This window comes from Tenuifilum sp. 4138str (assembly GCF_041102575.1).
Lineage (GTDB): Bacteria > Bacteroidota > Bacteroidia > Bacteroidales > Tenuifilaceae > Tenuifilum > Tenuifilum osseticum.
In genome coordinates this window covers 132,553-158,083 of the sequence record NZ_JBGCUE010000006.1, presented here as the reverse complement: position 1 = coordinate 158,083, position 25,531 = coordinate 132,553, and the positions used below count along the sequence as shown (strand labels likewise).

The 25,531-nt window shown below is 41.7% G+C and carries 20 protein-coding genes; 5 read left to right on the top strand and 15 right to left on the bottom strand.

The features are described 5' to 3' along the window. Positions 1 to 5 precede the first annotated feature (5 nt). The 4 genes from lpxB to AB6811_RS07700 all read right to left on the bottom strand — a co-directional run bounded on the left by lpxB (position 6) and on the right by AB6811_RS07700 (position 2,691). A complete protein-coding gene (gene lpxB, locus AB6811_RS07715) occupies positions 6 to 1,130 on the bottom strand; it encodes a lipid-A-disaccharide synthase (RefSeq protein WP_369489874.1) in 1,125 nt (374 codons plus the stop codon). Positions 1,131 to 1,136: 6 nt separating this feature from the next. Beyond that, on the bottom strand, positions 1,137 to 1,427 hold the full coding sequence (locus AB6811_RS07710; RefSeq protein ID WP_369489873.1) for a hypothetical protein: 291 nt from the start codon (positions 1,425 to 1,427) through the stop codon (positions 1,137 to 1,139). Continuing rightward, entirely contained in the window at positions 1,408 to 2,235 is an 828-nt protein-coding gene (gene surE / locus AB6811_RS07705) for a 5'/3'-nucleotidase SurE (RefSeq protein ID WP_369489872.1), read from the bottom strand. Before surE ends, AB6811_RS07710 begins: the two co-directional genes overlap by 20 nt. A 201-nt stretch (positions 2,236 to 2,436) precedes the next feature. After that, a complete protein-coding gene (locus AB6811_RS07700) occupies positions 2,437 to 2,691 on the bottom strand; it encodes a CPF_0552 family protein (protein WP_369489871.1) in 255 nt (84 codons plus the stop codon). Positions 2,692 to 2,843: 152 nt separating this feature from the next. Between AB6811_RS07700 and AB6811_RS07695 the strand changes: the two genes are divergently transcribed. Further along, positions 2,844 to 5,882: a DPP IV N-terminal domain-containing protein gene (locus AB6811_RS07695; protein ID WP_369489870.1), complete on the top strand. Its 3,039-nt coding sequence runs from the start codon at positions 2,844 to 2,846 to the stop codon at positions 5,880 to 5,882. Positions 5,883 to 5,884: 2 nt separating this feature from the next. On the opposite strand, the gene AB6811_RS07690 is transcribed toward AB6811_RS07695, so the two are convergent. Together AB6811_RS07690 and AB6811_RS07685 are read right to left on the bottom strand one after the other, a co-directional pair. After that, the gene (locus tag AB6811_RS07690) at positions 5,885 to 7,213 is read right to left on the bottom strand and encodes an MATE family efflux transporter (protein WP_369489869.1); all 1,329 of its coding nucleotides are present in this window, start codon (positions 7,211 to 7,213) and stop codon (positions 5,885 to 5,887) included. 66 nt (positions 7,214 to 7,279) lie between these two features. Beyond that, positions 7,280 to 9,406: a S9 family peptidase gene (locus AB6811_RS07685; protein ID WP_369489868.1), complete on the bottom strand. Its 2,127-nt coding sequence runs from the start codon at positions 9,404 to 9,406 to the stop codon at positions 7,280 to 7,282. Positions 9,407 to 9,582: 176 nt separating this feature from the next. On the opposite strand from AB6811_RS07685, the gene AB6811_RS07680 reads away from it, so the two are divergent. From AB6811_RS07680 to AB6811_RS07670, 3 genes are read left to right on the top strand one after another with little or no spacing between them, the layout of a single operon-like run. After that, positions 9,583 to 10,491, top strand: a complete 909-nt coding sequence (locus AB6811_RS07680; RefSeq protein ID WP_369489867.1) for a hypothetical protein — start codon at positions 9,583 to 9,585, stop codon at positions 10,489 to 10,491. A gap of 10 nt (positions 10,492 to 10,501) precedes the next feature. Then, the gene (locus AB6811_RS07675; protein ID WP_369489866.1) at positions 10,502 to 10,912 is read left to right on the top strand and encodes a hypothetical protein; all 411 of its coding nucleotides are present in this window, start codon (positions 10,502 to 10,504) and stop codon (positions 10,910 to 10,912) included. Positions 10,913 to 10,925: 13 nt separating this feature from the next. Then, a complete protein-coding gene (locus tag AB6811_RS07670) occupies positions 10,926 to 14,027 on the top strand; it encodes an ATP-binding cassette domain-containing protein (RefSeq protein ID WP_369489865.1) in 3,102 nt (1,033 codons plus the stop codon). A gap of 63 nt (positions 14,028 to 14,090) precedes the next feature. Here the strand turns inward: AB6811_RS07670 and AB6811_RS07665 are convergent, their stop codons facing one another. The 9 genes from AB6811_RS07665 to rpsA all read right to left on the bottom strand — a co-directional run bounded on the left by AB6811_RS07665 (position 14,091) and on the right by rpsA (position 24,389). Then, positions 14,091 to 14,471 carry a DUF1987 domain-containing protein gene (locus AB6811_RS07665; RefSeq protein ID WP_369489864.1) on the bottom strand — a complete coding sequence of 127 codons (381 nt, stop codon included), beginning with the start codon at positions 14,469 to 14,471 and terminating at the stop codon, positions 14,091 to 14,093. 16 nt (positions 14,472 to 14,487) lie between these two features. Next, complete coding sequence (locus tag AB6811_RS07660; protein WP_369489863.1) at positions 14,488 to 15,030, bottom strand: SiaB family protein kinase; 543 nt, start codon at positions 15,028 to 15,030, stop codon at positions 14,488 to 14,490. Positions 15,031 to 15,161: 131 nt separating this feature from the next. Further along, complete coding sequence (locus tag AB6811_RS07655; protein WP_369489862.1) at positions 15,162 to 16,316, bottom strand: THUMP domain-containing class I SAM-dependent RNA methyltransferase; 1,155 nt, start codon at positions 16,314 to 16,316, stop codon at positions 15,162 to 15,164. Between the two features lie 14 nt (positions 16,317 to 16,330). After that, positions 16,331 to 17,908: a DEAD/DEAH box helicase gene (locus AB6811_RS07650; protein WP_369489861.1), complete on the bottom strand. Its 1,578-nt coding sequence runs from the start codon at positions 17,906 to 17,908 to the stop codon at positions 16,331 to 16,333. Between the two features lie 71 nt (positions 17,909 to 17,979). After that, positions 17,980 to 19,572 carry a S41 family peptidase gene (locus tag AB6811_RS07645; RefSeq protein ID WP_369489860.1) on the bottom strand — a complete coding sequence of 531 codons (1,593 nt, stop codon included), beginning with the start codon at positions 19,570 to 19,572 and terminating at the stop codon, positions 17,980 to 17,982. Positions 19,573 to 19,588: 16 nt separating this feature from the next. Then, on the bottom strand, positions 19,589 to 21,118 hold the full coding sequence (guaA, locus tag AB6811_RS07640) for a glutamine-hydrolyzing GMP synthase (protein ID WP_369489859.1): 1,530 nt from the start codon (positions 21,116 to 21,118) through the stop codon (positions 19,589 to 19,591). Positions 21,119 to 21,223: 105 nt separating this feature from the next. Continuing rightward, positions 21,224 to 22,153: a ribonuclease Z gene (locus tag AB6811_RS07635; protein WP_369489858.1), complete on the bottom strand. Its 930-nt coding sequence runs from the start codon at positions 22,151 to 22,153 to the stop codon at positions 21,224 to 21,226. Beyond that, positions 22,150 to 22,512, bottom strand: a complete 363-nt coding sequence (locus AB6811_RS07630) for an STAS domain-containing protein (protein WP_369489857.1) — start codon at positions 22,510 to 22,512, stop codon at positions 22,150 to 22,152. The genes AB6811_RS07635 and AB6811_RS07630 overlap by 4 nt, the downstream gene beginning before the upstream one ends. Before the next feature lie 41 nt (positions 22,513 to 22,553). Then, positions 22,554 to 24,389: a 30S ribosomal protein S1 gene (rpsA, locus tag AB6811_RS07625; protein WP_369489856.1), complete on the bottom strand. Its 1,836-nt coding sequence runs from the start codon at positions 24,387 to 24,389 to the stop codon at positions 22,554 to 22,556. A 186-nt stretch (positions 24,390 to 24,575) separates the two neighbouring features. On the opposite strand from rpsA, the gene AB6811_RS07620 reads away from it, so the two are divergent. Next, positions 24,576 to 25,514: a UDP-glucuronic acid decarboxylase family protein gene (locus AB6811_RS07620; protein ID WP_369489855.1), complete on the top strand. Its 939-nt coding sequence runs from the start codon at positions 24,576 to 24,578 to the stop codon at positions 25,512 to 25,514. The last annotated feature ends 17 nt before the right edge of the window (positions 25,515 to 25,531 follow it).

Below are 25,531 nucleotides of genomic sequence, written 5' to 3'. Positions count from 1 at the left end.
AGTATTTAAGATGATTTTATCAAATCCACAATCCTTTTACCCACTCGTTCCGATGCACCCATCTTACCAAGTTTCTCCTTAAGCTGGCCATAAAGTTCCAGCTGGCGATCTCGTTCCGGATTGCCGGGTAAAAGTTTTTTGGCCTCGTTGTAAAGACTATCTGGTGTCAAATCGTACTGTTTCAACTCCCTAACAACCTCAAACCCCATGTTCAGGTTCACCAGTGAGATATACTTCAACTTAATAACCATCCAGGCAATTAGCATGGAGAAGAAGTTCCCCCTATAACAAACCACCTGCGGAACGTTCAGTAGCGCCGCCTCAAGCGTTGCTGTCCCAGAAGTTACAAAGGCAAGTGTTGAGCAGGAGAGCAACTGGTAGGTCTGACCAAACACCACACTTACACCAGTATCACTAATATAAGGTTGGTAAACGCTATAATCCAACGATGGGGCTCCGGCTATTACAAATTGATACTCGGGAAACCTTTTGGTTACATTCAACATCACAGGCAAATTGTAGCGTATTTCCTGCTTTCGGCTACCTGCAACAAGTGCTATTATTGGTTTTTGAGGTAATCCATTTTTTTCACAAAAATCACTTAAAGGTATTGGATCAGTAAGTTTGTTAGCAATGGCATCAATTGAAGGGTTGCCCTCGTAAACCGGGTCAATGCCTTTACCCCTGAAATAATCAATCTCGAATGGGAAAATCACAAAAAGCTTATCGACAAAGCTTTTCAGTTTTTCAACACGCGATTCCTTCCAAGCCCAAACCTTTGGCGCTATGTAGTAAAACACCTTAAATCCGGATAGCTTTGCAAACCTGGCAATACGTAAGTTAAAACCGGGATAATCTACAAGTATTACTACATCTGGCCTAAAGCGAATAATACTTTGTTTACAGAGTTCCATGTTAGCCTTTATGGTTCGTAGGTTAAGTAAAACCTCCAAAAAACCCATAAAGGCCATATCGCGGTAATGCTTTAAAAGGGTACCTCCCTGCTCAGCCATTAAATCGCCACCAAAGAAACAGAAATCGGCATCAGGATCATTATTTTTAATACCCTTCATCAGATTTGATGCGTGTAAATCGCCCGATGCTTCGCCTGCAACTATAAAGTATTTCATTTTAATCTACATAAAACGCATGAAAACAATTATTAAAGCAAGAATTATGGTGCTACCCAGTACACCCTGAGCGGCCTTGAGCCTATCGGTCCAAATAAATACAAAAAACAGGCCAAGATTGGGTAAAACGGCAAGCGATAATGCTCTGGACAAATCGCCTCGTACGTTTAAATATCTAATAAAATCGACAAACCTAAAATCGCTGGCAAGCGATAAATACATAACTACCAGTGTGATAACGGGCAGCAAAACTCCAAGCAGGTATCCATGCCACTGATTACTTATTCTTTTCTGCATGCGAAATTGCAATTTGGTCAAACCGCCACGATTTTATACGATCGAGTTCTTTGTAATCGGTCAAATCTACCTGAACCGGTACAACTGTGATATACCCCTGGTTAAGCCAGTACTCATCAGTATCGGTTGCATTGGGTTCCTCGTTCAGGAAGTATCCGGTTAACCAGTAGTAATCAACACCTCTGGGATCGGTTCGCTTTTCAAATTCCTCGCGCCAAGTGCCTTTATTCTGGCGTGTAACCTTTACCCCTTTTACTGATTTTAACGGCAAAACAGGAACATTCACATTGAGACACGAGCCTGGAGTTAACCCATTTTCAAGTACGTTTTTAACTATAAACCTTCCATACTCAATAGCAGCAGTAAAGTCGGGGTTTTCGTCGTAATCAAGAATAGAAAAGCCAATGGAAGGTACACCGTACAAGCATCCCTCAATGGCTGCAGCCATGGTGCCACTGTATATTATGCTAATGGACGAGTTTGAGCCATGGTTAATACCCGATACTACCAAGTCGGGCAACTTACTTGTAAAAATCTGGTTCATGGCAAGTTTCACGCAATCCACAGGGGTACCGTTAACGGAGTAGAATTCAACATCATCGGTACGTTTACGTTTTTTTAACCTCAAGGGAGTTTTAATGGTTATAGCATGCGACATGCCGGAATGCCCTTCCTCAGGAGCAACAACCACAACATTCCCAAAGGGTTTTACCATTTCAACAAGTGCTTCAATACCGGCAGCCCTGAATCCATCATCGTTGGTTACAAGTATTGTTGGTCTTTTCAGCTCACCGTTTCCCTCAAACATCCTTTTCTGATTTGTGTTAATTGGCAAAGATATAATTTTTTAGACAGTAAAACTCCTCAGCCGGCAGGGTTGTTTTGAGTTTTGCAAATATTAACGTCAAACAATAATTCTTTATGTTTTACCTCACTCATGCAACAAAGCAATAAAAAAGTTCGGCCGATTGTTCCTGTGGCCGAACTCAATATGGATTAGGTCAAACCACTAAAAATCCATTCTTCGAGTAATAACTCCGGGTATTTTAACCAGTTCGTCGTGTAATTTTGCTTGGTCATCGGCGGGGCCAGTAAGCTCAAGTAGTATTAATCCCGAGGAACTGCAGTAGTCGTCAGAAACCTCGTGTAAACCCAAACGGGTTTTAATTGAGCACCCGTAACGGGTTAAAACCCGTTGAACCTCGCCGGCCTCCTTAATTCTATCGGTAATTTTAATACCCAAAATTGTGTGGTTGTTTTCCATAGCTAACAGGGTTTTTGGTTTCCATAAATTTAGGTTAAAAATTGAAACATTTCAAGTGAGATTTGGTTAAATTTATGTGATTTAGGTGCAATTTTTGTGGTAAAAAACTTACCTTGCAGGCTCACTGTTTAAAACTAAAAAGTTTAAATAAAATGAATAGAAGTTATTCTATTTCAATCCTTTTGGCACTTACTTTCATTAGTCAAATTGCTTATGGCCAATACTTTGGCAGAAATAAACCCATTTACAAGAATTTTAAGTTTTCCGTTTACCAAACCCCAAATTTTGAGGTTTACCATTACCTGAAAAACGATAGTCTACTTAATATCATATCGCTTTCAGCCGAAAAGTGGTACGATAGGCACTACCAGGTTTTCAGGGATTCCATTATAACAAAAAACCCAATACTGCTCTATAACGATCATGCCGATTTCCAGCAAACCACGGCTATATCGGGGAGCGTTGGAGTGGGAACTGGTGGTGTAACAGAGGCCCTGAAAAACCGTGTAATCTTCCCATTAACGGAAACGTGGCAGCAAACCGATCACGTCCTTGGGCACGAGCTTGTGCATGCTTTTCAGTATAACTCTTTGATTAATGGCGATTCCACTTCGCTCAACTCAGTTCGGAACCTTCCACTCTGGATGGTAGAGGGCATGGCCGAGTACCTATCGCTGGGCACATACGACTACCAAACTGCAATGTGGATGCGCGATGCTGTAATTAACGATAGGTTTCCCACCCTTGAGGATATGACCTACTACCCCAACAAGTACTTCCCTTACCGCTGGGGACACGCATTCTGGTCGTTTATTGGGCGAACATTTGGCGATAGCCTTATAAACCCAATATTCAAGGAAACCGCAAAGCGGGGCTACAACTTTGCACTCATGCGTTACCTTGGGTTGAACGAGCAATCGTTCTCAACTCTCTGGAAATCGGTATACTATGACTATTTTAAGCGTACCATGCCCGATACGGTTGAAGATCCTAACGGAACCCGAATCCTTTTTGAACGAAATGCAGGCGAAATAAACATTTCGCCATCGGTAAGCCCCGATGGGCGATATGTGGCTTTTTACTCCGAAAAGGACCTCTTTTCTATTGACCTTTACCTGGCACATGCCATAAGCGGTAAAATTATAAGAAGGTTATCGAGTATAGTGCACGATAATGAGATAGATGCTCTCAACTTTATTGAGTCGGCCGGGACATGGTCGCCCGATAGCCGAATGTTTGCCTTTGTAGGATTTAGCAAGGGTAAAAGCAAATTGATTATTGTTGATGTTTTTGATGGTAAACTCATTCAGGAGTTCACCATACCCGGTGTTCCATCGTTCAACTATCCCGCCTGGTCGCCCGATGGTAGTAGCATTGTGGTATCAGGACTTGTAAATGGGGTTAACGATTTATACCAGTACGATTTAAGGATTAAAAAGGTTGACCGCCTCACCAACGACCCCTGGTGCAATATACATCCTGCATGGTCGAGCGATGGCAAAACCATTGTTTTTTCAACCGATAAACCCTCACAAACATCAGCTAACGGAAAAACAGGGTATAACCTTGCCACATTAGATGTTGAGACTAAAACCATTAATGTTTTCGATATTCTCCCCGGTGCCGATAATGTAAACCCAATGTTTTCAGCCAACAACAAGGAAATTTACTTCCTTTCAAACTGCGATGGATACCGTAACCTTTTCAGGTTTAACATTGAAAGCGGCGAAGTTTACAGGATGACAAGAATTTTAACCGGTATCTCGGGAATGACACCGCTTGCACCGGCCATGAGCGTAGCCCGTGAGAACGATGAGGTGGTTTACTCCCATTTCTTCAAAAGCAAGTACTCCATATATACTGCCGATAGCTCCGATTTTAAACCGGTTAGAATAAATCCATATCAAGTTGATTTTAACGCATCTATCCTTCCTCCAGTAAATAGGGCAACTGAAGGTTTGGTTGATAAAAATCTTTCGGATAAAAACCTACCTGTGGTTTTGGTCGATTCATTTAAAACCGTACCGTTTAAGCCCAAGTTTAAACTCGATTATATTTCCAATATCGGCATGGGTATAAGTACCTCGCCATACGGAACAGGTATGGCTGGCGGGGTAGAAATGCTTTTTAGCGATATCACTGGCAAGAACATGGTGTATACCGGATTATCGCTTAACGGCGAAATATATGATTTTGGCGGGCAAGTAGCATTCCTCCAGCAAAAAAAGTACATCACTTGGGGTGTAACAGCCTCCCATATCCCTTACTCTTTCGGACAATACGGGTACGATACTCTCCACAGGCAAATAAATGGCGAGCCTGTAATAGTTGAAGATTTTCAGCTCATTCAGATACGAATGTTCGAAACCGCCACGGGACTACTTTCATATTTTCCCTTATCATCCACACAGCGGTTTGAGCTAAGTGGGTCAATAGCCCGCTACTATTACAGAGCCGATATCTACTCAAACTATTACATTGATGGCTACTATTACGGTTCCGAACGCAAGAAAGGGGAAGTACCACCGGGCTTTTGGTTACAACAATCGAGTTTAGCATATGTGTACGATAACTCCGACTTTGGTATAGCCTCGCCCATGCGTGGGCACAGGATGCGGTTCCAGGCTTCAAGAACCCTTGGGGAATATAACTACTGGGGTGCCTTAGCCGACATGCGTAAATATATATTCCGTAAACCGCTTAGCTTTGCTTTCCGCGCCCTATACTACGGTCGATTTGGCACATCAATAAACGATAACATACTATACCCGCTATACATTGGCTACCCTTGGTATGTTAGGGGATACGATAGCAATTCATTTATTAACTATGGCCAATCGGGCAATGTAACCATTGACCAGCTAACCGGAAACCATATAGCGGTTGCTAATTTTGAAATACGAGTTCCTTTTACAGGCCCTGAGCGTTTGACCTTAATCAAGTCGGGTACATTGTTTACTGAACTAGCATTCTTTACCGATGCTGGTATAGCATGGACAAAGGAGTACCCGCCAAGCTTAAAATGGAAACCCACCTCCATAAACGACCGAACACCCTTTGTAAGTTCAGGGATTAGCCTTAGGATAAATCTGTTCGGAATGCTTATTCTGGAACCTTACTATGCAATACCCTACCAGCTAGGCGGATTCAAGGCGGCAAACTGGGGTATCAACTTTATTCCCGGGTGGTAATGCTAAACCACCCGGTTTTTCCATCGGCCAGTTCTTAAGTAAATAATTGAGATTACTGTAACCATAATACCATATAGTACCTCTGAAGTCCAAACTAAGCTTAAGGATTTACCTAATGTTATTGCAATAAGGTAAGCCCAGCCTAAGTAAAATGTCAGTGAAAACACCTCAATGGCAAACGATACCTTAGTGCTACCAGTACCTGAAACACCATTGAAGCTGATAAAGGCAGAAGCCATTGTTAAAGCAGCTATTGCGATTACCCTAATAACAGGTAGGGTGGCATTGATTAAGTGCTCATCGTTAGTGTAAATCTTAATAATGCTATTGTCCAGCAAAAGAATCAGAGCGGAAAGGACAAGAACTGAGGCTAAAGTAATGACCATTACTTTTACAACCAGCTTCACCACCTGATCCGACTTACCTTTTCCAATATGTTGACTTACAAATGAATTGGTAGCCGATGCAAATCCCCAAATTGGTATCATAATGATAATGTAAATGCTTCGAACTATGTTGGAGACAGCAAGCGGGGTTTCACCCATTTTTTCAATTATAAGGAAGAAAACAAACCATACAAAAATTGATAGTGAAAATTGAAGCATCAAGGGCCAGGAAATATCAAGTATTGACTTCAATAACTTTTTTGAAAACGACGAAAAGTTGAATAGCTTATACTTACGTACATTCATTCTGCTTATGTAAACAAGTAAAAATATGGCCCCTGCAATTTCGGCAATAACCGATGCCAGGGCTGCTCCTCTAACACCCATTGGGGGTAGTCCAAAGTTACCGAATATCAATCCGTAATCGAGAACAATGTTTACAAATACTGTAATGAACGATGTAAGTGTAATCACCTTTGTACGTGTAATTCCAATTAGGAATGCGTTCAATGAGTATGTGAGAAAAGCAAAGGGTAGCCCAAATAGCCTATACCCAAAAAAAGAACTTGCAGAATCGCATACAAGATTTGACCTAACAGCAATACTAAAAAAAGCTGGATGAAGAGTATGTGCAAATAGCATTATAAGAATAGCAAAGGCGCCGAGAGTAAAAAGTAAATGCTCAACTACACGGCCAACAGCCTCATTTGCACCCTCGCCTACACGCCTTGCCACAATAATTTGGCCACCCATAGCCATTCCCCAGCCCAGCATAAGCAAAACATGGTAAAGTAGCCCCCCAAGAACACCTCCACCCAATGCAATCTCGCCAACTCGTCCCAGAAAAGCCGTATCGGTTATGTTCAGAATATTTTGGGCAACGCTTCCTAAAATTATGGGATATGCCACCCTCCAGATTTCCCTGTAGGAAATATCGAGTTTCATTGGAAAATATTTGTGTAAAAATACAAAAAGGCAGGGGATTCCCTGCCTTTTATAGAATCCTCAGTACTATAAATTATCGTCGAAGTATCGTATAATTTTATCAATCAAATGTACCCTATCCTTACCCATTACATTATGGTCGTGTTGGGGATACATAAAGAAATCAACCTGTACGCCATTTTTAATGAACTCATGGATTAAGGTGAGGCTATGTTGCGGAACTACCGTTTTATCCATATCGTCATGGATAATTAGAAGCTTGCCTTTCAGGTTTGTAACATAGTTCTTTAGGTCGGCTTTCCTGTATCCATCTAGATTCTCATCGGGAGTATCCATGTAACGCTCACCATACATCACCTCATAGAATTTCCAGTCAGTAACCGGACCACCAGCAACACCAACCTTAAAGTGGTCGGATGCTCTAAGCATCATGGTTATTGTCATAAAACCGCCAAAACTCCACCCATGAACCCCTAACCGGGTTGAATCAACATAAGGAAGTGATTTTAAGTAATTAACTCCTACAAGTTGATCGCCAAGTTCAACCGTACCCAATTGCCTATGAATAACTTGTTCAAATTGAGCGCCACGGTTCGAAGTGCCACGATTATCGAGTGTGAAAAGAATATAGCCCTTGTTAGCCATGTAGCACTCCCAAAGCCTTGCGCCTCCCATCCAGCTATTGGTTACCAACTGCGAATGTGGCCCCCCATAAACGTATATTACAACCGGGTACTTTTTTGTAGAATCGAAATTTACTGGTTTTATCATTCTTCCATATAAAGTGGTTCCATCTGTTGCGGTAAGAGTGATTAGGTTTGGCAACGAAACATTATAGCCAGTGTATGGGTTTGGCGCATCAATTAACTGTTTTACCAATTTACCCTTAATGGTGTTCAATACAACCCGATTGGGAACTGTTATTGAGCTATAAAAATCAACAAAATACTTATAGCTTGGACTAATCATGCAGCGGTGAGTCCCTGAGCCCGTTGTCAACCTTGTAATAGAGCCATTTTTAGTTGAAACAGAGTATAAGTGCCTATCCAATGGGCTCTCCTTGGTTGACGTAAAGTAAATCAAGCCATTCTTAAAATCGGTGGCATTTATACTTGTAACCTCCCATTCCCCTTTGGTGAGCTGTTTAACAAACTTTCCATCAGTCAAATACTGGTAGATATGATTCCATCCATCGCGACGGCTAAGCCACAAAAATGAGTTGTTGTCAATGAACAAAGGCGGTTCAAGTGGTTCAACATACTTACTACTGCTCTCCTCAAACAGGGTTAACTCAAAATCGCCAGTGCTTACGTTGTAACGATTCATGCACATGTGGTTTTGTTCCCTATTCAGAACAGCAATCAGTATGGAACGCTCATCCGGAGTCCATGCAATATTGGTCAAATACTGCTCACGGGGTTCACCGGTTTTTAGTTCAACCGTTGAACCGTTTTGAGTATCATAAACCCTAACGGTTACCACATGGCTTTGCATGCCAGCCATAGGATACCGAATGTTCACCAACTCGCCAACACGCTTTGAGATATCAACCAATGGATATTTGGTAACCATACTCTCATCCATGTGGTAATATGCCAGGTATCGTCCAGAAGGCGACCAAAACGTACCCTTGTTAATTCCAAACTCATTTCGGTGGACACTCTGCCCGTTAACAATTCCATCAGTAGTATCGTTTGTTACAGTAATAACCTCACCCAGGGCGTTTGCAAGGAAAAGGTTGTTACCAATGGTATACGACATCCACCTGCCGTCAGGGCTAAACTCTTGGTTTTCAGAATTATCGGCCACAAGAAACTTTGACTCAATGCTTTTGGTTACAGAGTTATACAAAACAAAGTAGTTACCTGCTATGAAGCGGAGCTGCTTGCTATCGACCCAAGCCGATGGCACCCTTTTTAGAGGCTGGAGGCTATTGGCCTTTAGAGCCTCGTTTACTTCCGATAAAGTTACAGCTCTGTTTTTCTTTGAATCAGTAATATTGACAATGATTAAGCTGTCGTTGCTAACAAAGGAATACTCATCGGTTCCAGGCAACCAGCTAAAACCGGGTAGGGTTTTAGGGCGAAACTCTGTCCATTGACCTAACACTGCCTGCTCTAGGGTAAGTTCCTTTTGCCCAGAAGCTGTAAATACCAGTGTAATAATCAAAAAGGTTGAAAAAAATCTTTTCATATCTAAAATTTTTAGGGATTGCACTATTGAAATTTAAGCTAAAATAGTTAACTTTATTGTTTAAATTGATACTAAAAAGTTTGTATGGTTTAAAAAGTAAAGCAGAAACCTACATATTTCAACATTTGTGGTATTTTTGCTTAGTAAACATTTCGTTAAAAAGCTATTTTTCTTTTATGATTGAAACATTGACAATGAGTTTACGATTACCCAAATCAAAATTAGCCCTAGTACTTATAAGCGCTTTTTTAGCATCCTGTAAACCCTCATCCAAACAGGATAACGAAACAACCCAACCCTCTGCCGATACGCTATCGACACTGGTTAAGGTTGAAAATGCCATTTTTCCAATTCCTTCGCCCTGGCAGGTGGTAAACCTGATTCAAAAGAACAATATCCCATTCAATGAAATGTGCATTAATAGTACAAAAAATTATCAGCGCTACACTACCTCATTTAAGCAAGCGGTAAACCTCGGTATTTATGGTACTGATTTAAGCTACCTAAACATATACGATAAAACTCAGGAGTCGCTCCAATACTTAGGTGTAATAAAAAAGCTAAGTGAGCAGCTAAGAATCACTGAATCGTTCGACGAAAAGATATTTGAAAGGATTGAGAACAATATCGAAAATAAAGACTCACTGATAAAAATAATATCGGATACCTACGCAAGTTCCGATTTGTACCTGAAAAAGAACGAGCGTTACGATATAAGTGCATTGGTTGTAGCTGGTTGTTGGGTGGAAAGCCTGTTCATTATGACACAAATTGCCCAGGAACACAACGATAGAGAGATTATTAACCGCATTGGAGAACAAAAACACCCACTCGATAACCTGGTTGAACTGTTAACGCCGTTCTACTATAAATCAACCGAATTTGCCAATTTGCTCGATAGCCTTATTGACCTTGCCTATGAGTTTGATGGGATAATCTACTCCTACACATACCGCGAACCAATTGTTGACGAGGCAAATAGGGTTATAACCATTAGGAGTCAATCGCGGGTGGTAATGTCAGAATATCACCTTAAAATTATCAGCAAAAAGATTGAGCAAATACGCTCTTCGCTAACCGAATAAATATTCCAATATGCAGCGCATAGTAATCATATTAACCCTAACACTTTTCAGCCTAAACTCATTCTCACAGATTGAGCAGCTAAAAAAAACATGCTCTATCAATTTCCCATCGAACTATATAAGCGATGGGCAGGAATACTTTGCAGCCCTTAAACCCGACCAGCGGATTGAGTTTAGAACAACCTTTTATGCCGATAATACCTATAGGATATCGGCCTGCACCAATGCCAAAAAGGGAAAACTGGTTTTTACCGTTTACGATACCGAAAAGAACCTACTGTTTACCAATGAAAGCTTCAACTACTCCCCTTTCTGGGATTTTCGGTTTACATCAACAGTAACCTGCATAATTCAGGTAGATGTTAAAAATCCCCAATTCATTCCGGGCTACGTAATGCTACTAATAGGCTTCAAGCAGTAAATCACTGTAAACCATGAGCGAGTCGATTCTAAAAGCTCTCATGCAACTTTTTGCAATTATTGCCCGCCCGGTTCCCCTGGACGAGAAAGAGAATAACGATTATGCCGACCGGCGAAAGGTTGTGGAAGAGTTCTTGAGGAATCAGCTTAATATCGACCTGGTTAAAGAGTACCTAAAGGTTTTTGACTACTACTATAACCTTTACCAGGAAAAACAAAGCGAGAAAAGCAAGTCAAAAAAAAGAACATCATCCAGCTCGGTTAGGGTTCTTAAGATATGCTCCCAAATAAATGAGGAACTACAGCAACAACAAAAAATTGTTGTACTAATCAGGCTACTTGAATTTGTAAAACCTGACGAAGGCGAGGTTACTGAACAGGAAATGGCTTTCATAAGCACTGTGGCCGAAACCTTTTACGTTCCTGAGAACGAGTTTCAAAACCTTAAGAATTTTGTGCTCTCTGGTTTCGATTCAGTAATCCCGCACCAGAATATCTTGCTTATAAACGACTCTAAAGAGCCACCCTATGACGATTTGAGGCACCTTTACGCCGAAGGCCTTCATGAACCCATAAAAATTCTTTTTGTTGAGTCGGCAAATATCTTTTTCCTACGCTACAATGGCTTACACGAACTTTACCTAAATGGGCACATGCTGGTAAAGGATAAAATTTTTGTTTTAAATAACGGTTCATCAATCCGAAATTCCAAGATAAAGCCAATATACTTTAGCGACATTGTTGGCCGCTTTGTGCAGGATAAGATTAAAGAGAAAATCGTTTTTGAAGCCATTGATATCGAATACCGATTCAAAAGCGGCAAGATTGGGTTGCACCCCATGTCGTTTGTTCAGGAGAGTGGCCACTTGGTTGGGATAATGGGCGCATCGGGTGCCGGTAAAACCACCCTACTCAACGTTTTGAACGGGAGCGAGAAGCCAACAAAAGGAAGTATCCTAATTAATGGCATTGACATACACAACCAAAAGGAACTGGTTGAAGGACAGATAGGATTTGTATCGCAGGACGATTTACTGATTGAGGAACTAACCGTTTACCAGAACCTATACTTTAACGCCCGCCTTTGCTTTGATAACTACACCCATGAGCAGCTCGAGGCTGCTGTAAACCAAACCCTACAAAACCTTGGGCTATATGAGATCAAGGATATGCGGGTGGGTTCACCCCTAAACAAAAAGATTAGCGGTGGGCAACGCAAGCGACTTAATATTGCGCTGGAACTCATCAGGGAACCGGCAATCCTTTTCCTCGATGAACCTACCTCAGGATTAAGTTCAAGGGATTCCGAGAATATTCTTGACCTCCTAAAGGAACTAACGCTTAAAGGCAAGCTGGTTTTTGTAGTTATCCACCAACCCTCGTCGGAAATTTTTAAGATGTTCGACAGGTTACTTATACTGGATACAGGTGGATACCTTATTTACAACGGCGATCCCATTGAATCCATTATCTACTTCAAATCACGAGTACAGCAGGCCAACTGGAACGAGAGCGAGTGCCCCGTTTGCGGTAACGTAAACCCGGAACAAATATTCAACATAGTAGAATCAAATGTGCTTGATGAGTACGGAAACCCAACCAGAGCAAGAAAGATAAGCCCTTATGAGTGGAACGAGTACTTTAAACGATTTGCCCCCGAAAACCCTACCCCTGACACACAACCAAAGTCACTCCCTCAAATTCACTTTAAAATTCCTAGCTGGGTTAAGCAGCTTCGAATTTTTGTGAAACGCGACATTTTAAGCAAACTGGCCAATAGCCAGTATATGATAATTAATATCTTTGAAACGCCTCTGCTTGCTTTACTCTTAGCCTATATCATAAAGTACTACAACGTTGACGTATCAAATAAACTTGGCTATACGCTCCTAGAAAACAGCAACTTACCGGTTTACCTATTCATGTCAGTTATTGTAGGGATTTTTGTGGGGTTAACCGTAAGCGCTGAGGAGATAATAAAAGATAGAAAGATTCTGAAACGTGAAGCGTTCCTGAACCTGAGCTGGTCGAGCTACCTTATGTCAAAAGTTACCATACTTCTAGGCATATCAGCCTTTCAAGCCCTGATGTTTGTAGCTATTGGCAACAGTATAATGGAAATTAAAGGGATGTACTTTGAGTACTGGCTAGTTCTTTTCAGCACATGGTTCTCAGCAAACATGATGGGGTTAGTAATATCGGATAGCTTTAAAACGGTTGTTACCATATATATTCTTATACCTTTCCTTGTAATACCACAAATAATACTTAGCGGCATCATTGTTAAGTATGAGAAACTAAACCCAACCATCTCCTCGCCAAGTAAAATACCAATTTACGGGGAACTAATAGTATCCCGATGGGCCTATGAAGCCTTGGCAGTATACCAGTTCAAGGAAAACAGATACATGAAACCGCTTTACCGTTTCGATGAAGCAATGAGCTTATCGGACTACAAGCGTAACTATTGGCTAAAATCAATTCAGAATAAGGTTGATTTCTGTATCCGAAACCTTGACGATAAGGAAAAGAAAGCCGAATTCAAAAATGCTCTGGAGCTTATTAGGAATGAACTAATAAAGGAGATGACTGCACCCAGGGCCTCACATCTTATTTTTAGCAAGTACACCATGCTAACCCCGGAGGAGGTTAATGCTGATATTCTTAAAGAGCTTAACGATTTTCTTGAGCAGCTCCGAAAGCACTACGTTAAGCTGTATAACAAAGCAAGTGCGGGAAAGGATAACTATATTACAACGTTCCAGAATAGCCAACCCAACGGACAACAGCTATTCATAGAGCTAAAAAGGCGTTATCACAACGAGAGTTTGAGTGAGTTTGTACGAAACTCGGGCGAGGTTGAGCGAATCATTGAGTATAAGAATCAACTAATCCAGAAAATAGACCCCATATACCAGTTCCCCGAATCAAAATTTCTACGTGCTCACTTTTACGCCCCGGTAAAGCCCTTCTTTGGTAACTATTTCGGTACTATTTGGGTTAATGTAATTGTGATTTGGCTATCGAGCATTCTGATGTACTTAGTACTCTACTACCGACTCCTCAAACGCTTACTTGAGTGGCTGGAAAGTTTGGGCGGTGAAACGGAAAGTTGATGAACTTGATATAAAAAAAGGGGCAACATAATTTGCCCCTTATTTTTTTATACTAATTACTGATTAATCCACTATCTGAATCATCTTAAAGGGAACTTTGATGATTGACTCGTAATCCTCCCCAGCTTCAAGCATATCCTCATCATCCTCCTCGTAGTACCAGTTAATAATTACATCTTTCTGGTTTTTCTTAAGAACCTCAAGCTTTTTAAAAACATCAAGAATACACTTTGATGAGGAAGTGTTAAAATACTCCAACTGAACGTTAACAACCGTATTTGGCTGGGGATTTTTTATGTATTCATCGAGCCATTCCACAACAGGACGATAGAATTCAATTGAATTCTCAGGGATTGATCGACCCTTTATTTCAATTACTCCGGTACTGGGGTTAAGTATAACGGTCGGAGTTTTTGGCGTTCCCTCAATGTTCAGTAATTCCATAATATTGTAGTTTTAATTATTCACTTACTAATACACTCAAATTAAAAAAAGAGTACTCATCGTTATATGGAGTAAACTCGTAATTCAGCTTGTTACCCGTTTTCCTAGCAATATCAATAAGGCCTAATCCCCCACCACCTTTTTCAGAAAACGTCTGATTATTCAGAACAAATTTATAAAATTCTTTCAACTCATCCTTTGAAAGAGAATTAATCTTGTCAATTTTTTCTTTAAGGATATTACTTTTATCGTTACGTACAAGGTTACCAGTAGCAATTCTATACCCATCATTGGTTTTGGAAAGGATAAAAGCACCCATTTTGGGCTCATTCTCTGAGAGCGTTACTTTATCAACATGATGAAAGAGATTTTGGAGGCACTCCACCATCACATTGTAAAGTTTTTTCCGAACCAAGTTTTCAACCATCTCGTGCGATAGCTTTGCTTCTACCAATCCAAGTGTATCGGCAATGATGTTTGCATTAATCTCACCCTTATAGGCTACAATTACATCGCCACTATGCATTTTGGCATAGCATTTTGAAATAAAATCGCTCATCGAATGGTTTGTACTTGATTCAAGCAACACCTATGTAATTTATATTTAAACAAATATAATAAAATTTTAATTGATAAATGCAAGAAAGTACGCACGATTTTTTAACAAAAAAAGCCGTATTTAAATACGGCTTAGCTCTGCTTTGATTTTAAACTTCCCTTATACATTGAAAATCGTTGGTACTTACACTCCAAAGCTCCATTGAGTAAGTTGATTTTTTTTGAGGGACGAAGTCCAAAACTTCTGAGCGCTTCCTGGTTTGAGCTTATAATCCAAACATCGTACCCTGTATACTTATTCTTAAAAACATCGGAGAGCTGCTTATAGAAATTTTCAATCTGCTCCTTCTTTAGCCTTTCGCCGTAAGGCGGGTTGGTTATTACAATGCCCTTATCAACCCTGGGAGGGTTGTAATCGAAAATTGAGGCCACCCCCAAATCAATCTTTTTATGCAACCCCGACTCCTTGATATTTTCCATGGCTGAGGCAATAGCCTGCTTTGATATATCGCGGCCTAGTATCAGGTACTCAAAATCGCGTTCCCTGCTATCATCGTTGTAAATGGATTGCAGTAGTTGCTCATCAAAATCGAGCCAGTTCTCAAAACCAAAGTGTTGGCGGAAAATACCCGGAGCAATACCATAGGCAATTAGTGCTGCTTCAATCAGAATGGTGCCTGAACCACACATGGGGTCAATAAACACGGAATCGCCATTCCACCCCGATAGTTTGATAAGCCCCGCTGCAAGCACCTCGTTAATTGGAGCTACATCCTGTGCTACCCTATACCCTCGCCTGTGTAAGGACTCGCCCGATGAATCGAGCGATACGGTACAAACATCGTTATTCACATGGATATGAAAGGTGATGTGAGGTTTTTTGGGGTCGACAAAAGGACGCTTGCCAAACCTATCGCGGAACTGGTCGGCAATTGCATCTTTCAGTTTTAAAGCAATGTACCGTGAATGTGGGAATAACTCCGAGTTCACAACGCTCTCCACGGCAAATTTGTGGGAAAGCTCCATTACGGAAGTCCAATCGAACTTGCGGGCATTCCCATAGAACTCATCGATTGTACGGGCGTTGAAAACATAAATGGGTTTTAGAACTCGCAGAGCGGTTCTTAGCCAAAAATTTGATTTATAGAGAGTCTCCTTGGTTCCGTAATAGGAAACCGAACGGCAACCAACCTCAATGTTTTCAGCTCCGATTTCCTTTAGCTCTTCGGCCAATACTTCTTCCAAACCCTGAAGGGTTTTGGCTACCATTTGAAATTTCTCGCTCATGATTACTAAGCTATCTACTTCTTGGGTTTTGCTTTTGTTACCAAAGGTTTACCATCCTGGGTTCTGTTTGAGAATGCTGAGAGAATTTTCTCGGCATCAGTAAATGGTACTGTGATGAACGAAAAGTCATCGCGAACCAGTATATCGTCGATATTCCTATCGGGTATTTTCACCTCTTTACGAATAAACTCTGAAATCTTCTTGGGAGTCATACCATCCTTTTTGCCAAGTCCAATGAACAAGCGTGTTGTTCCCTTGGTATCGACACGGAAGGTTCTAATTTCAGTGTAACTCGATACATCGAGCTGGCTTTTGAAGGCAAGCTTTAGCAGGGCTGCCAGGGCTACCTCTGGACTGTTGGTCTCAATAAGATCATCAGCCATTCCAAGGTAATCCATATAGTTGCCCTGGTTTATAATCTCAACTAACTCCTCTTTAATCTTTTCGCGCTTAACAGCAACAATATCCTCAGCCGTTGGAAGCAACTCTTTACGAATATTAACCTTTGTGGCTTTCTGGAAATAGTTCAGTTTACGATATTCCTCGGGCGAAACAAATGTAATGGCTGTTCCCTGCTTTCCGGCACGTCCGGTACGTCCTATGCGGTGAATGTACGACTCTGGATCCTGTGGAAGGCTGTAGTTAATCACATGGGTTAAATCAACAATGTCGATACCCCGTGCAGCCACATCGGTAGCAATAAGAATATTTATATGCTTTTTACGGAAACGGCTCAAGGTTTTTTCACGCTGTGCCTGCGAAATTTCACCATGTAATCCCTCAGCAGCATAACCCCGTTCAATTAGCTTTCCGGTAACTACATCCACATCGTTGCGGGTACGGCAGAACACCAGTCCGTAAAATTCAGGCTCAATATCAATAATTCGGGTAAGGGCATCAAACTTATCGCTTTCGCGCACCTCAAAGTAAATCTGATCCGTTAAGCCAGTGGTGGGTTTTGCTTTGTCAACCTCAAGCCTCTTGGGCTCCTTCATGTAGTTTTTAGCCAGCTTCACAATACGATCGGGCATTGTGGCCGAGAAAAGCAGCACCCTTTTCTCCTTGGGAGTGTGACGCATAATCTCCTCAATATCCTCAATGAAACCCATGTTAAGCATTTCATCGGCCTCATCGAGAACAAATATCTGGAGCTGACTAAAGTCGAGATCGCCACGGCTGATTAGGTCGAGAATGCGACCGGGTGTACCAACCACCACATCTACACCTTTTTTTATACGGCGCTGTTGCTCCGAGATTGATTGCCCCCCGTAAACAGCGGTAATAATAATTCGCTTATCGGCCAGCGATAGCATCTCGTCGCAAACCTGAAGTGCGAGCTCGCGGGTTGGCACAAGGACTAATGCCTTAATTCCCTTAGGTTGACCATCGAGTAAATCGATTATTGGTAAGCCAAAGGCTGCTGTTTTACCAGTACCTGTTTGAGCTTGGGCTATTATATCGCAGCTTTCGCTCAGCAATACCGGAATGGTTATTTTCTGGATAGGCGATGGTTGCTCAAAACCCTTTTTCTTAATTGCTAGAAGGGCTTTTTCCGATAAACCCAACTGCCTGAATTCATTATTTATCTCCATAACATAATTAATTGGTCAAAAAACGACCTGTAAAAAGTATTAAAACACTTGAATTTAAAAAAACTGAAAAATTATTGTACTAAATGCTTATATCGAGTCCAATTGTTAATCACCTCAAGGCTTTTAATGAACGATTCGTTGTGTTCATTGGTAACCTGATAGTAAAAACCTGAACCAAAAAGCGATTGGGCAAACAAACCTTTTAGCTGGAGTTTTAGTTCAGCCTTGGAAGTTTGAATACCAGTGCTATCGCGAGCTATTTGCCGGGATTCGGCATAGGAATAGAGTTCATCCAATATGTTATCGGTAACCTCAAAGTTTTTGTTGTAGACTTCAAACTTCGGGTATTTCTTCTTAAGCAATTCACGGTTAGCATCAACCCAGGTTATAGCAAACTGGTTAATTAAACCTGTTCGAACAAGTTTACCGTAGTATTCAGAGTAGTAAGTAGTATCGAGTGGAACAAAAACATCGGGCATTATGCCGCCGCCACCATAAACTACCTTCTTCTTAACCAGGGTGGTGTACTTAAGCGAATCGGGGAAATGGACACTATCCTGATTGAAAAACTCACCTCTACTATACCGTTTATCCAAATCGGAATAGTAATCCTTCATATCGCCCATTTTGTATGGTTTCTGGATGGCTCGGCCGGTAGGTGTAAAGTATTTGGCCACGGTTAACCTAATCATGGAACCATCGGGCAAGGGGAGCTGATTTTGGACAAGCCCTTTGCCAAAAGTTCTGCGACCAACAACTATACCACGATCCCAGTCCTGAATTGCACCAGCAAGAATCTCGCTTGCCGAGGCTGAACCCTCGTCGGTTATTATCACAAGCCGGCCCTTAAATGGCTTACGGCCACGGAAATGGGAGAAGTAGTCGGTTCGGGGGCTATTTCGGCCCTGGGTATAAACCACTAGCTTACCGGGTTCAAGAAGGTAGCTTGCCAGCTCGTATGCCGAGTTAAGGAAGCCTCCTCCATTATTCCTTAAATCGATTATTAAGTCGGCCATTTTCTCCTTCTCAAGTTTCTCTAGAGCCTCAACAAACTCCTGCTCGGTTGTGGCAGCAAATCGGTTTATTTTGATATACCCAATACCCGGACGAGCCATGTATGAAGCATCAATACTGTAAATGGGTATTTTATCGCGGATTATGGTAAAATCTAGTAGCTGGGAAACACCCTTACGTAAAATTTTCACATCAACCCTGGTACCTTTGGGCCCACGCAGTAGTTTATGGACATCGGGGATTTTTAGCCCAATATTGGTAATTGGCTTCCCGTCAATTTCAACTATCCTATCTCCTGCCATTATGCCAACACGTTCCGATGGCCCTCCGGAAATGGGATTAACTACTATTAAGGTATCGTTAAGGATGTTAAACTCAACACCAATTCCCTCAAAGTTTCCCTCAAGGGGTTCGTTCATGGCCTGAACATCTTCCTTTGAGATATATATTGAATGGGGATCGAGCTGTCCCAGAATTTCAATAATGGCATCGTCAACCAGCTGATTTACGTTGATGGTATCAACGTAGTTCCCTGATAGGTACTGAATAAAGCGAACAAATTTATATGCGCTAAAGCTAGAATTGTTTTGAGCACCTGCCGAGATAAACAGGGCAAAAACTAAAAGAAAAATTGATAATAATTTTTTCATACACAGTAATAAAATTTTACTCCCACTCTATTGTGGCGGGGGGTTTTGAGCTGATATCGTAAACCACTCTATTAATGCCTTTTACCCTATTAATAATCTCGTTTGAGATACGAGCCAGGAATTCGTAAGGGAAATGGAACCAATCTGCGGTCATTCCATCAGTAGAGGTAACAGCGCGTAAGGCTACTACAAATTCATATGTGCGTTCATCGCCCATTACACCCACTGACTGGACGGGAAGTAGAATGGCTCCGGCCTGCCAAATCTTATCGTACAGACCTGCTTCGCGTAATCCTTGTATGTAAATGCTATCGGCCTCCTGCAAGAGGCGTACTTTTTCTGGTGTAACTTCGCCAAGTATTCTAATCCCCAGGCCAGGCCCTGGAAAAGGATGGCGATTAAGGATACCGCCGGGTAAACCCAACTCCTTGCCAACCCTACGAACCTCATCCTTAAAAAGTAAGCGTAGAGGCTCAATTACCTTTAGGTTCATTTTTTCGGGTAGCCCGCCCACGTTATGATGCGATTTTATGGTGGCTGATGGGCCATTAACCGATACCGATTCAATTACATCGGGGTAGATGGTTCCCTGACCAAGCCATTTTACATCCTTAATCTTATGCGCTTCCTCGTCAAAAACCTCAATGAAGATTCGCCCAATAATTTTCCGTTTGTGCTCCGGGTCGGAAACGCCCTTTAGCTCACTATAGAATCGTTGGCTGGCGTCAACGCCAATCACATTGAGCCCCAAAGTTTTGTAGGACTCCAATACCTGCGAAAACTCGTTTTTACGAAGTAATCCATTATCAACAAATATACAGGTCAAATTTGGGCCTACAGCTTTATGCAGCAGCATAGCGGCAACCGATGAGTCCACCCCACCAGAAAGGCCCAGAACAACCTTATCATTACCTAACTGGTTTCTGAGATTCGATACTGTTTCATCGATAAACGATGCGGGTGTCCAATCCTGGTTGCAGCCACAAATATCAACTACAAAATTTTTGAGTAGCTTTGATCCCTCAACGCTGTGATACACCTCCGGGTGAAACTGAATACCGTAGGTTTGCTCGCCCAACACGCTAAATGCGCCTACTTTTACATCGGCAGTGCTGGCAACAACTTTAAAGTTATCAGGAATTTTTGCTATGGTATCGCCATGCGACATCCAAACCTGCGATTTTGGCGATAGGCTTGTGAAAAGCGGGCAGTTACTATCAACAACCTCCAGAGTAGCCCGGCCGTACTCCCTAATGGCCGATGGTAAAACCTCACCCCCATTGGTATGGGATAGCAGCTGTGCTCCGTAGCAAATTCCAAGCAAAGGGTATCTTCCCCTAATACCAGTCAAATCGGGCATTGGAGCATTCTTATCCCTCACGGAAAAAGGGCTTCCGGATAGTATAACCCCCTTAACGGTATTGTCGAGCTTTGGGATTCGGTTAAATGGGTGAATCTCACAGTAAACATTGAACTCTCTAATTCTACGTGCAATTAGCTGGGTATACTGGGAGCCAAAATCGAGTATCAAAATTTTTTGATGCATGGTAATACAAACACTTTGAATTGCAAAGGTAAGAAAATAGAACAAATTATTGGCCGATTTGCTTATCGGTTTTAATATTTATGATTAAATAGCTTAAATAATTGATTAATAGGTTGATTTTGGTTCAACCGAAAAGGTGAGGCCGTCGTTTACAACTTCTGTTGCTGGGAATATTTCCTGTGCTTCCCTTTGCAAATCCTTTTCATTCTTGTACCGCGATGAGAAGTGCCCAATTAGCAATTTCCCTACGCCTGCCTTTAAGGCAACTGTTGCTGCCTGCTGTGCGGTACTATGACCGGTTAACCGGGCTAATCGTAAATCCGAGTGTAAAAAGGTGGCTTCGTGGTAAAGTAGGTCAACGTTTTTCACTAGTCCAACAAGCCTTTCGCTGTAAAGCGTATCGGAGCAGTAGGCATAGGACCGGGGTAGCGATGAAATATAGGTCAACTCAGCATTTGGAATAACAGTTCCATTGTTTAAAGTATAGTCCGAACCATTTTTTATTTTAACAATCTCTGCGAGGGAAAGGTTGTACTTTGCAATTAGCTCCTTACGTATATTCAGTGGTCGTGGGGCCTCGCGGAGCAAATACCCCACCGTTGGAACCCTATGCCGCAAGGGCAAGGTTGTTACAACTACATGCTTATCGGAATAAATTGTTTCAACTTTAAAGGGATCAACAACGTGGTAAATGACCTTAAATGACAATTGGTCAGTAAAGTAGTCGATATTTTTATAGAATATATCCTCAAAATCGGCTACGCCGTAAACATGTAAATCGGACTTGCGCCCTAAAAGATTGAAGGTTGATATTAACCCGAAAATGCCCAGTACATGGTCGCCATGTGAATGGGTAAGAAAAATATGGTTGATGCGGTTCATTGGGAGCTTAAACCTGCGAAGCTGTATTTGGGTTCCCTCGCCGCAATCAATTAAAAACAACCGCTCATGTACATTGAGCACATGAGCGGATGGGAAACGTTTAGATGTAGGTAATGCAGAACTGCTACCCAGTATGGTAACTGAAAACGTCACTTTTTAGCTTCGTTTTCGGCTTTCTCAATTATTTGCACTGCCTCATCCTTTGAATAGGCAATATTAAGCACTGTATCGAGTTGCGAAATGGTAATTAAACGTTCAACGGCATCGGTAAGTCCGGTAAGCACAAAAGTTCCACCGGCATTTTTACAGAGCCTGTTTGCAACCAGAATAGCACTTAACCCTGAAGAATCGCAGTATCGGCAACTGCTCAGATCGAGTACAATGTTACGCTCACCATTGCCTGAGATTAAAACCAACTCAGATTTTAAACTGGGTGCAATATTGGTATCAAGTTTTTCTTCAAGCACCTCAATCTGGGTGAACTTCTCGAATTTCTGAATTTTGAATTCCATTTCTTTCAGGATTAAATGGTTAAACTTTCGCAACTCAATTATTACTCTTCGCTCTTGGAATCAGATTTTTTCTGATTTGCCTCGAGTTCCGACTTCAGAGCTTGCAGCTCAGAAATATCCCCTAAGGTAGTCTTTTCTATGTTAGAATTCAACTTTTTTACAACTTTTTGTGCGGAAGAGGCCTTAGATTTTTTTTCTGCTTTCTCTTCAACCTTCTTCTCATCCTCAAAAGTACGGCTATGCGAAACGATTATACGTTTAGCGCTCTTGTTGAATTCCAAAACCTTAAAGGCTAATTTCTCGTCAACCTTAGCAGTTGAACCATCTTCCTTTACCAAATGTTTAGGAGTAGCGAAACCTTCAACACCGTAAGGTAAGGCAATTACAGCGCCTTTGTCGAAAATTTCAACTATTGTACCTTCATGAACGGAGTCAACGGTGAAAATGGTCTCAAAAACATCCCATGGGTTTTCCTCAAGCTGCTTGTGACCAAGACTTAAGCGACGGTTTTCCTTGTCGATTTCAAGAACAACCACCTCAATTTCATCGCCAATATTGGTGAATTCAGCAGGATGCTTGATCTTTTTGGTCCAGCTAAGGTCAGAAATGTGGATTAAGCCATCAACACCTTCCTCTAACTCAACAAACACTCCAAAAGTAGTGAAATTGCGAACTTTTGCCTTGTGCTTGGAGTTAACAGGGTACTTCTCTTCAATGCTTGTCCAGGGATCCGGTTTGAGCTGTTTGATACCAAGCGACATCTTGCGCTCTTCACGATCGAGAGTTAGGATAACAGCTTCAACCTCATCGCCTACTTTCAGGAACTCCTGAGCACTGCGTAGGTGCTGACTCCACGACATTTCAGAAACGTGAATTAAGCCCTCAACGCCAGGGGCAATCTCAACGAATGCACCATAGTCGGCAATAACAACAACCTTACCTTTAACCTTGTCGCCAACCTTAAGGTTTGGATCGAGCGAATCCCAAGGATGAGCAGTGAGCTGCTTGAGACCAAGTGCAATACGTTTCTTATCGTCGTCAAAATCGAGAATTACCACGTTAAGCTTCTGGTCAAGCTGCACAACCTCTTCGGGGTGGTTAACACGGCCCCAGGAAAGGTCAGTGATGTGAATAAGTCCGTCTACGCCGCCAAGGTCGATGAATACACCATAGCTGGTAATATTTTTAACGGTACCCTCAAGAACCTGACCCTTTTCGAGCTTAGCAATAATATCTTTCTTTTGCTGTTCGAGTTCTTCCTCAATAAGCGCTTTATGCGATACAACAACGTTCTTGTACTCGTGGTTGATTTTTACAACCTTGAACTCCATTACCTTTCCTACAAATACGTCGTAGTCGCGGATAGGTTTAACATCAATTTGTGAACCGGGAAGGAATGCCTCAATACCAAATACATCCACAATCATACCGCCCTTAGTACGGCACTTGATGTAACCCTTAATAATTTCATTTTTGTCAAAGGCCTCATTAACACGTTCCCATGAACGCATTACACGAGCTTTTTTGTGCGAAAGCACAAGCTGACCTTTTTTATCCTCGGAGCTTTCAACATAAACTTCAACCTTGTCGCCAACCTTCAAATCGGGGTTGTAACGGAATTCGTTGATGCTTATTACACCTTCGGATTTGTAGCCGATGTTTACAAAAACTTCACGTTTTGTAATTGCAACTACAGTACCTTCAACCACCTCATTCTCGGCTACGGTTGAAAGGGTTTGATCGTAAACTTTTTCAAGTTCTTTGCGCTGGTTTTGATCGTAGGCATGATCATCTGCGTAAGATGTCCAGTCAAAATCGGGTATTCCAGCACTTTGATCCTTTAAAGCCTCTTTGGCCATTTCGTCATTCATTGTCATTAACTTTCAGATTGTTAATTTGTTAGACATTATTTGTAGATAAAATTCAACTTGCAAAAATACATAACTTTCTAAAATAAAATCAAATTTACCCAATTATTTTTAAATGTATATCAACAAGTTTGGATCATTTGTATCAAATATGGCCGAAATTACCTACTTTTGGTAAAGTAAATGCTTTTGAACATGCGAAAACGAGTATTGGTTACAGGGGGAGCAGGCTTTATTGGTTCCCACCTTTGTGAGCGGTTGCTTTCCGAGGGTAACGAAGTAATTTGCCTCGACAACTACTTCAGCGGGAACAAGCAAAATATTGTGCATTTGCTGGCTAACCCATACTTTGAGTTGGTTAGGCACGATGTTACCGTTCCCTACTATGCCGAGGTTGACGAAATTTACAACCTGGCCTGCCCTGCCTCGCCAATATACTACCAGCAAAACCCCATTAAAACCATTAAGACATCGGTAATGGGTGCAATTAACATGCTGGGGCTGGCAAAAAGAGTAAAAGCTAAAATATTACAGGCATCAACCAGCGAGGTTTACGGCGATCCTGAGATTCATCCCCAACCTGAGCATTACTGGGGCAATGTAAACCCCATTGGGCCAAGGGCCTGTTACGATGAGGGCAAACGCTGCGCCGAAACCCTGTTTGTAAATTACCATATGCAAAATGGCGTTAAAATCAAGATTGCTCGTATTTTCAACACTTACGGCCCAAGGATGAGTTTATCCGACGGCAGAGTTATATCAAATTTTACCGTTCAGGCCCTAACCAACCAAAACATAACCATTTACGGCGATGGCTCTCAAACCCGTAGCTTTATGTATATTGACGATTTAGTTGACGCTCTCATTATGTTGATGAATACCCCTGATAATGTTACCGGACCAATAAACATAGGTAACCCTGAGGAATATACAATAATTGACCTAGCTAAAAAGATTGTTGCGCTAACAGAGAGCAAATCGGAAATAGTATACAAAACTGCCACTGTTGACGACCCAAAGCAGCGAAAGCCCGATATGGAAGTTGCCCGAAAAATCCTTCCAAAATGGACACCAAAGGTGAATATTGATGATGGATTAACAAAAACCATTGAATATTTTAAACAACAGCTGTAATTATAATTTTGTGAAGC

Excerpts from the sequence above, each read along its gene's own strand:
- AB6811_RS07700 (WP_369489871.1), bottom strand. The coding sequence starts at position 2,691 with ATGGAAAACAACCACACAATTTTGGGTATTAAAATTACCGATAGAATT.
- AB6811_RS07685 (WP_369489868.1), bottom strand. The coding sequence starts at position 9,406 with ATGAAAAGATTTTTTTCAACCTTTTTGATTATTACACTGGTATTTACA.
- AB6811_RS07670 (WP_369489865.1), top strand. The coding sequence starts at position 10,926 with ATGAGCGAGTCGATTCTAAAAGCTCTCATGCAACTTTTTGCAATTATT.
- AB6811_RS07655 (WP_369489862.1), bottom strand. The coding sequence starts at position 16,316 with ATGAGCGAGAAATTTCAAATGGTAGCCAAAACCCTTCAGGGTTTGGAA.
- guaA (WP_369489859.1), bottom strand. The coding sequence starts at position 21,118 with ATGCATCAAAAAATTTTGATACTCGATTTTGGCTCCCAGTATACCCAG.
- AB6811_RS07710 (WP_369489873.1), bottom strand. The coding sequence starts at position 1,427 with ATGCAGAAAAGAATAAGTAATCAGTGGCATGGATACCTGCTTGGAGTT.
- AB6811_RS07680 (WP_369489867.1), top strand. The coding sequence starts at position 9,583 with ATGATTGAAACATTGACAATGAGTTTACGATTACCCAAATCAAAATTA.
- AB6811_RS07630 (WP_369489857.1), bottom strand. The coding sequence starts at position 22,512 with ATGGAATTCAAAATTCAGAAATTCGAGAAGTTCACCCAGATTGAGGTG.
- AB6811_RS07620 (WP_369489855.1), top strand. The coding sequence starts at position 24,576 with ATGCGAAAACGAGTATTGGTTACAGGGGGAGCAGGCTTTATTGGTTCC.
- AB6811_RS07695 (WP_369489870.1), top strand. The coding sequence starts at position 2,844 with ATGAATAGAAGTTATTCTATTTCAATCCTTTTGGCACTTACTTTCATT.
- surE (WP_369489872.1), bottom strand. The coding sequence starts at position 2,235 with ATGTTTGAGGGAAACGGTGAGCTGAAAAGACCAACAATACTTGTAACC.
- rpsA (WP_369489856.1), bottom strand. The coding sequence starts at position 24,389 with ATGACAATGAATGACGAAATGGCCAAAGAGGCTTTAAAGGATCAAAGT.
- AB6811_RS07675 (WP_369489866.1), top strand. The coding sequence starts at position 10,502 with ATGCAGCGCATAGTAATCATATTAACCCTAACACTTTTCAGCCTAAAC.
- AB6811_RS07660 (WP_369489863.1), bottom strand. The coding sequence starts at position 15,030 with ATGAGCGATTTTATTTCAAAATGCTATGCCAAAATGCATAGTGGCGAT.
- AB6811_RS07645 (WP_369489860.1), bottom strand. The coding sequence starts at position 19,572 with ATGAAAAAATTATTATCAATTTTTCTTTTAGTTTTTGCCCTGTTTATC.
- AB6811_RS07665 (WP_369489864.1), bottom strand. The coding sequence starts at position 14,471 with ATGGAATTACTGAACATTGAGGGAACGCCAAAAACTCCGACCGTTATA.
- AB6811_RS07650 (WP_369489861.1), bottom strand. The coding sequence starts at position 17,908 with ATGGAGATAAATAATGAATTCAGGCAGTTGGGTTTATCGGAAAAAGCC.
- AB6811_RS07690 (WP_369489869.1), bottom strand. The coding sequence starts at position 7,213 with ATGAAACTCGATATTTCCTACAGGGAAATCTGGAGGGTGGCATATCCC.
- lpxB (WP_369489874.1), bottom strand. The coding sequence starts at position 1,130 with ATGAAATACTTTATAGTTGCAGGCGAAGCATCGGGCGATTTACACGCA.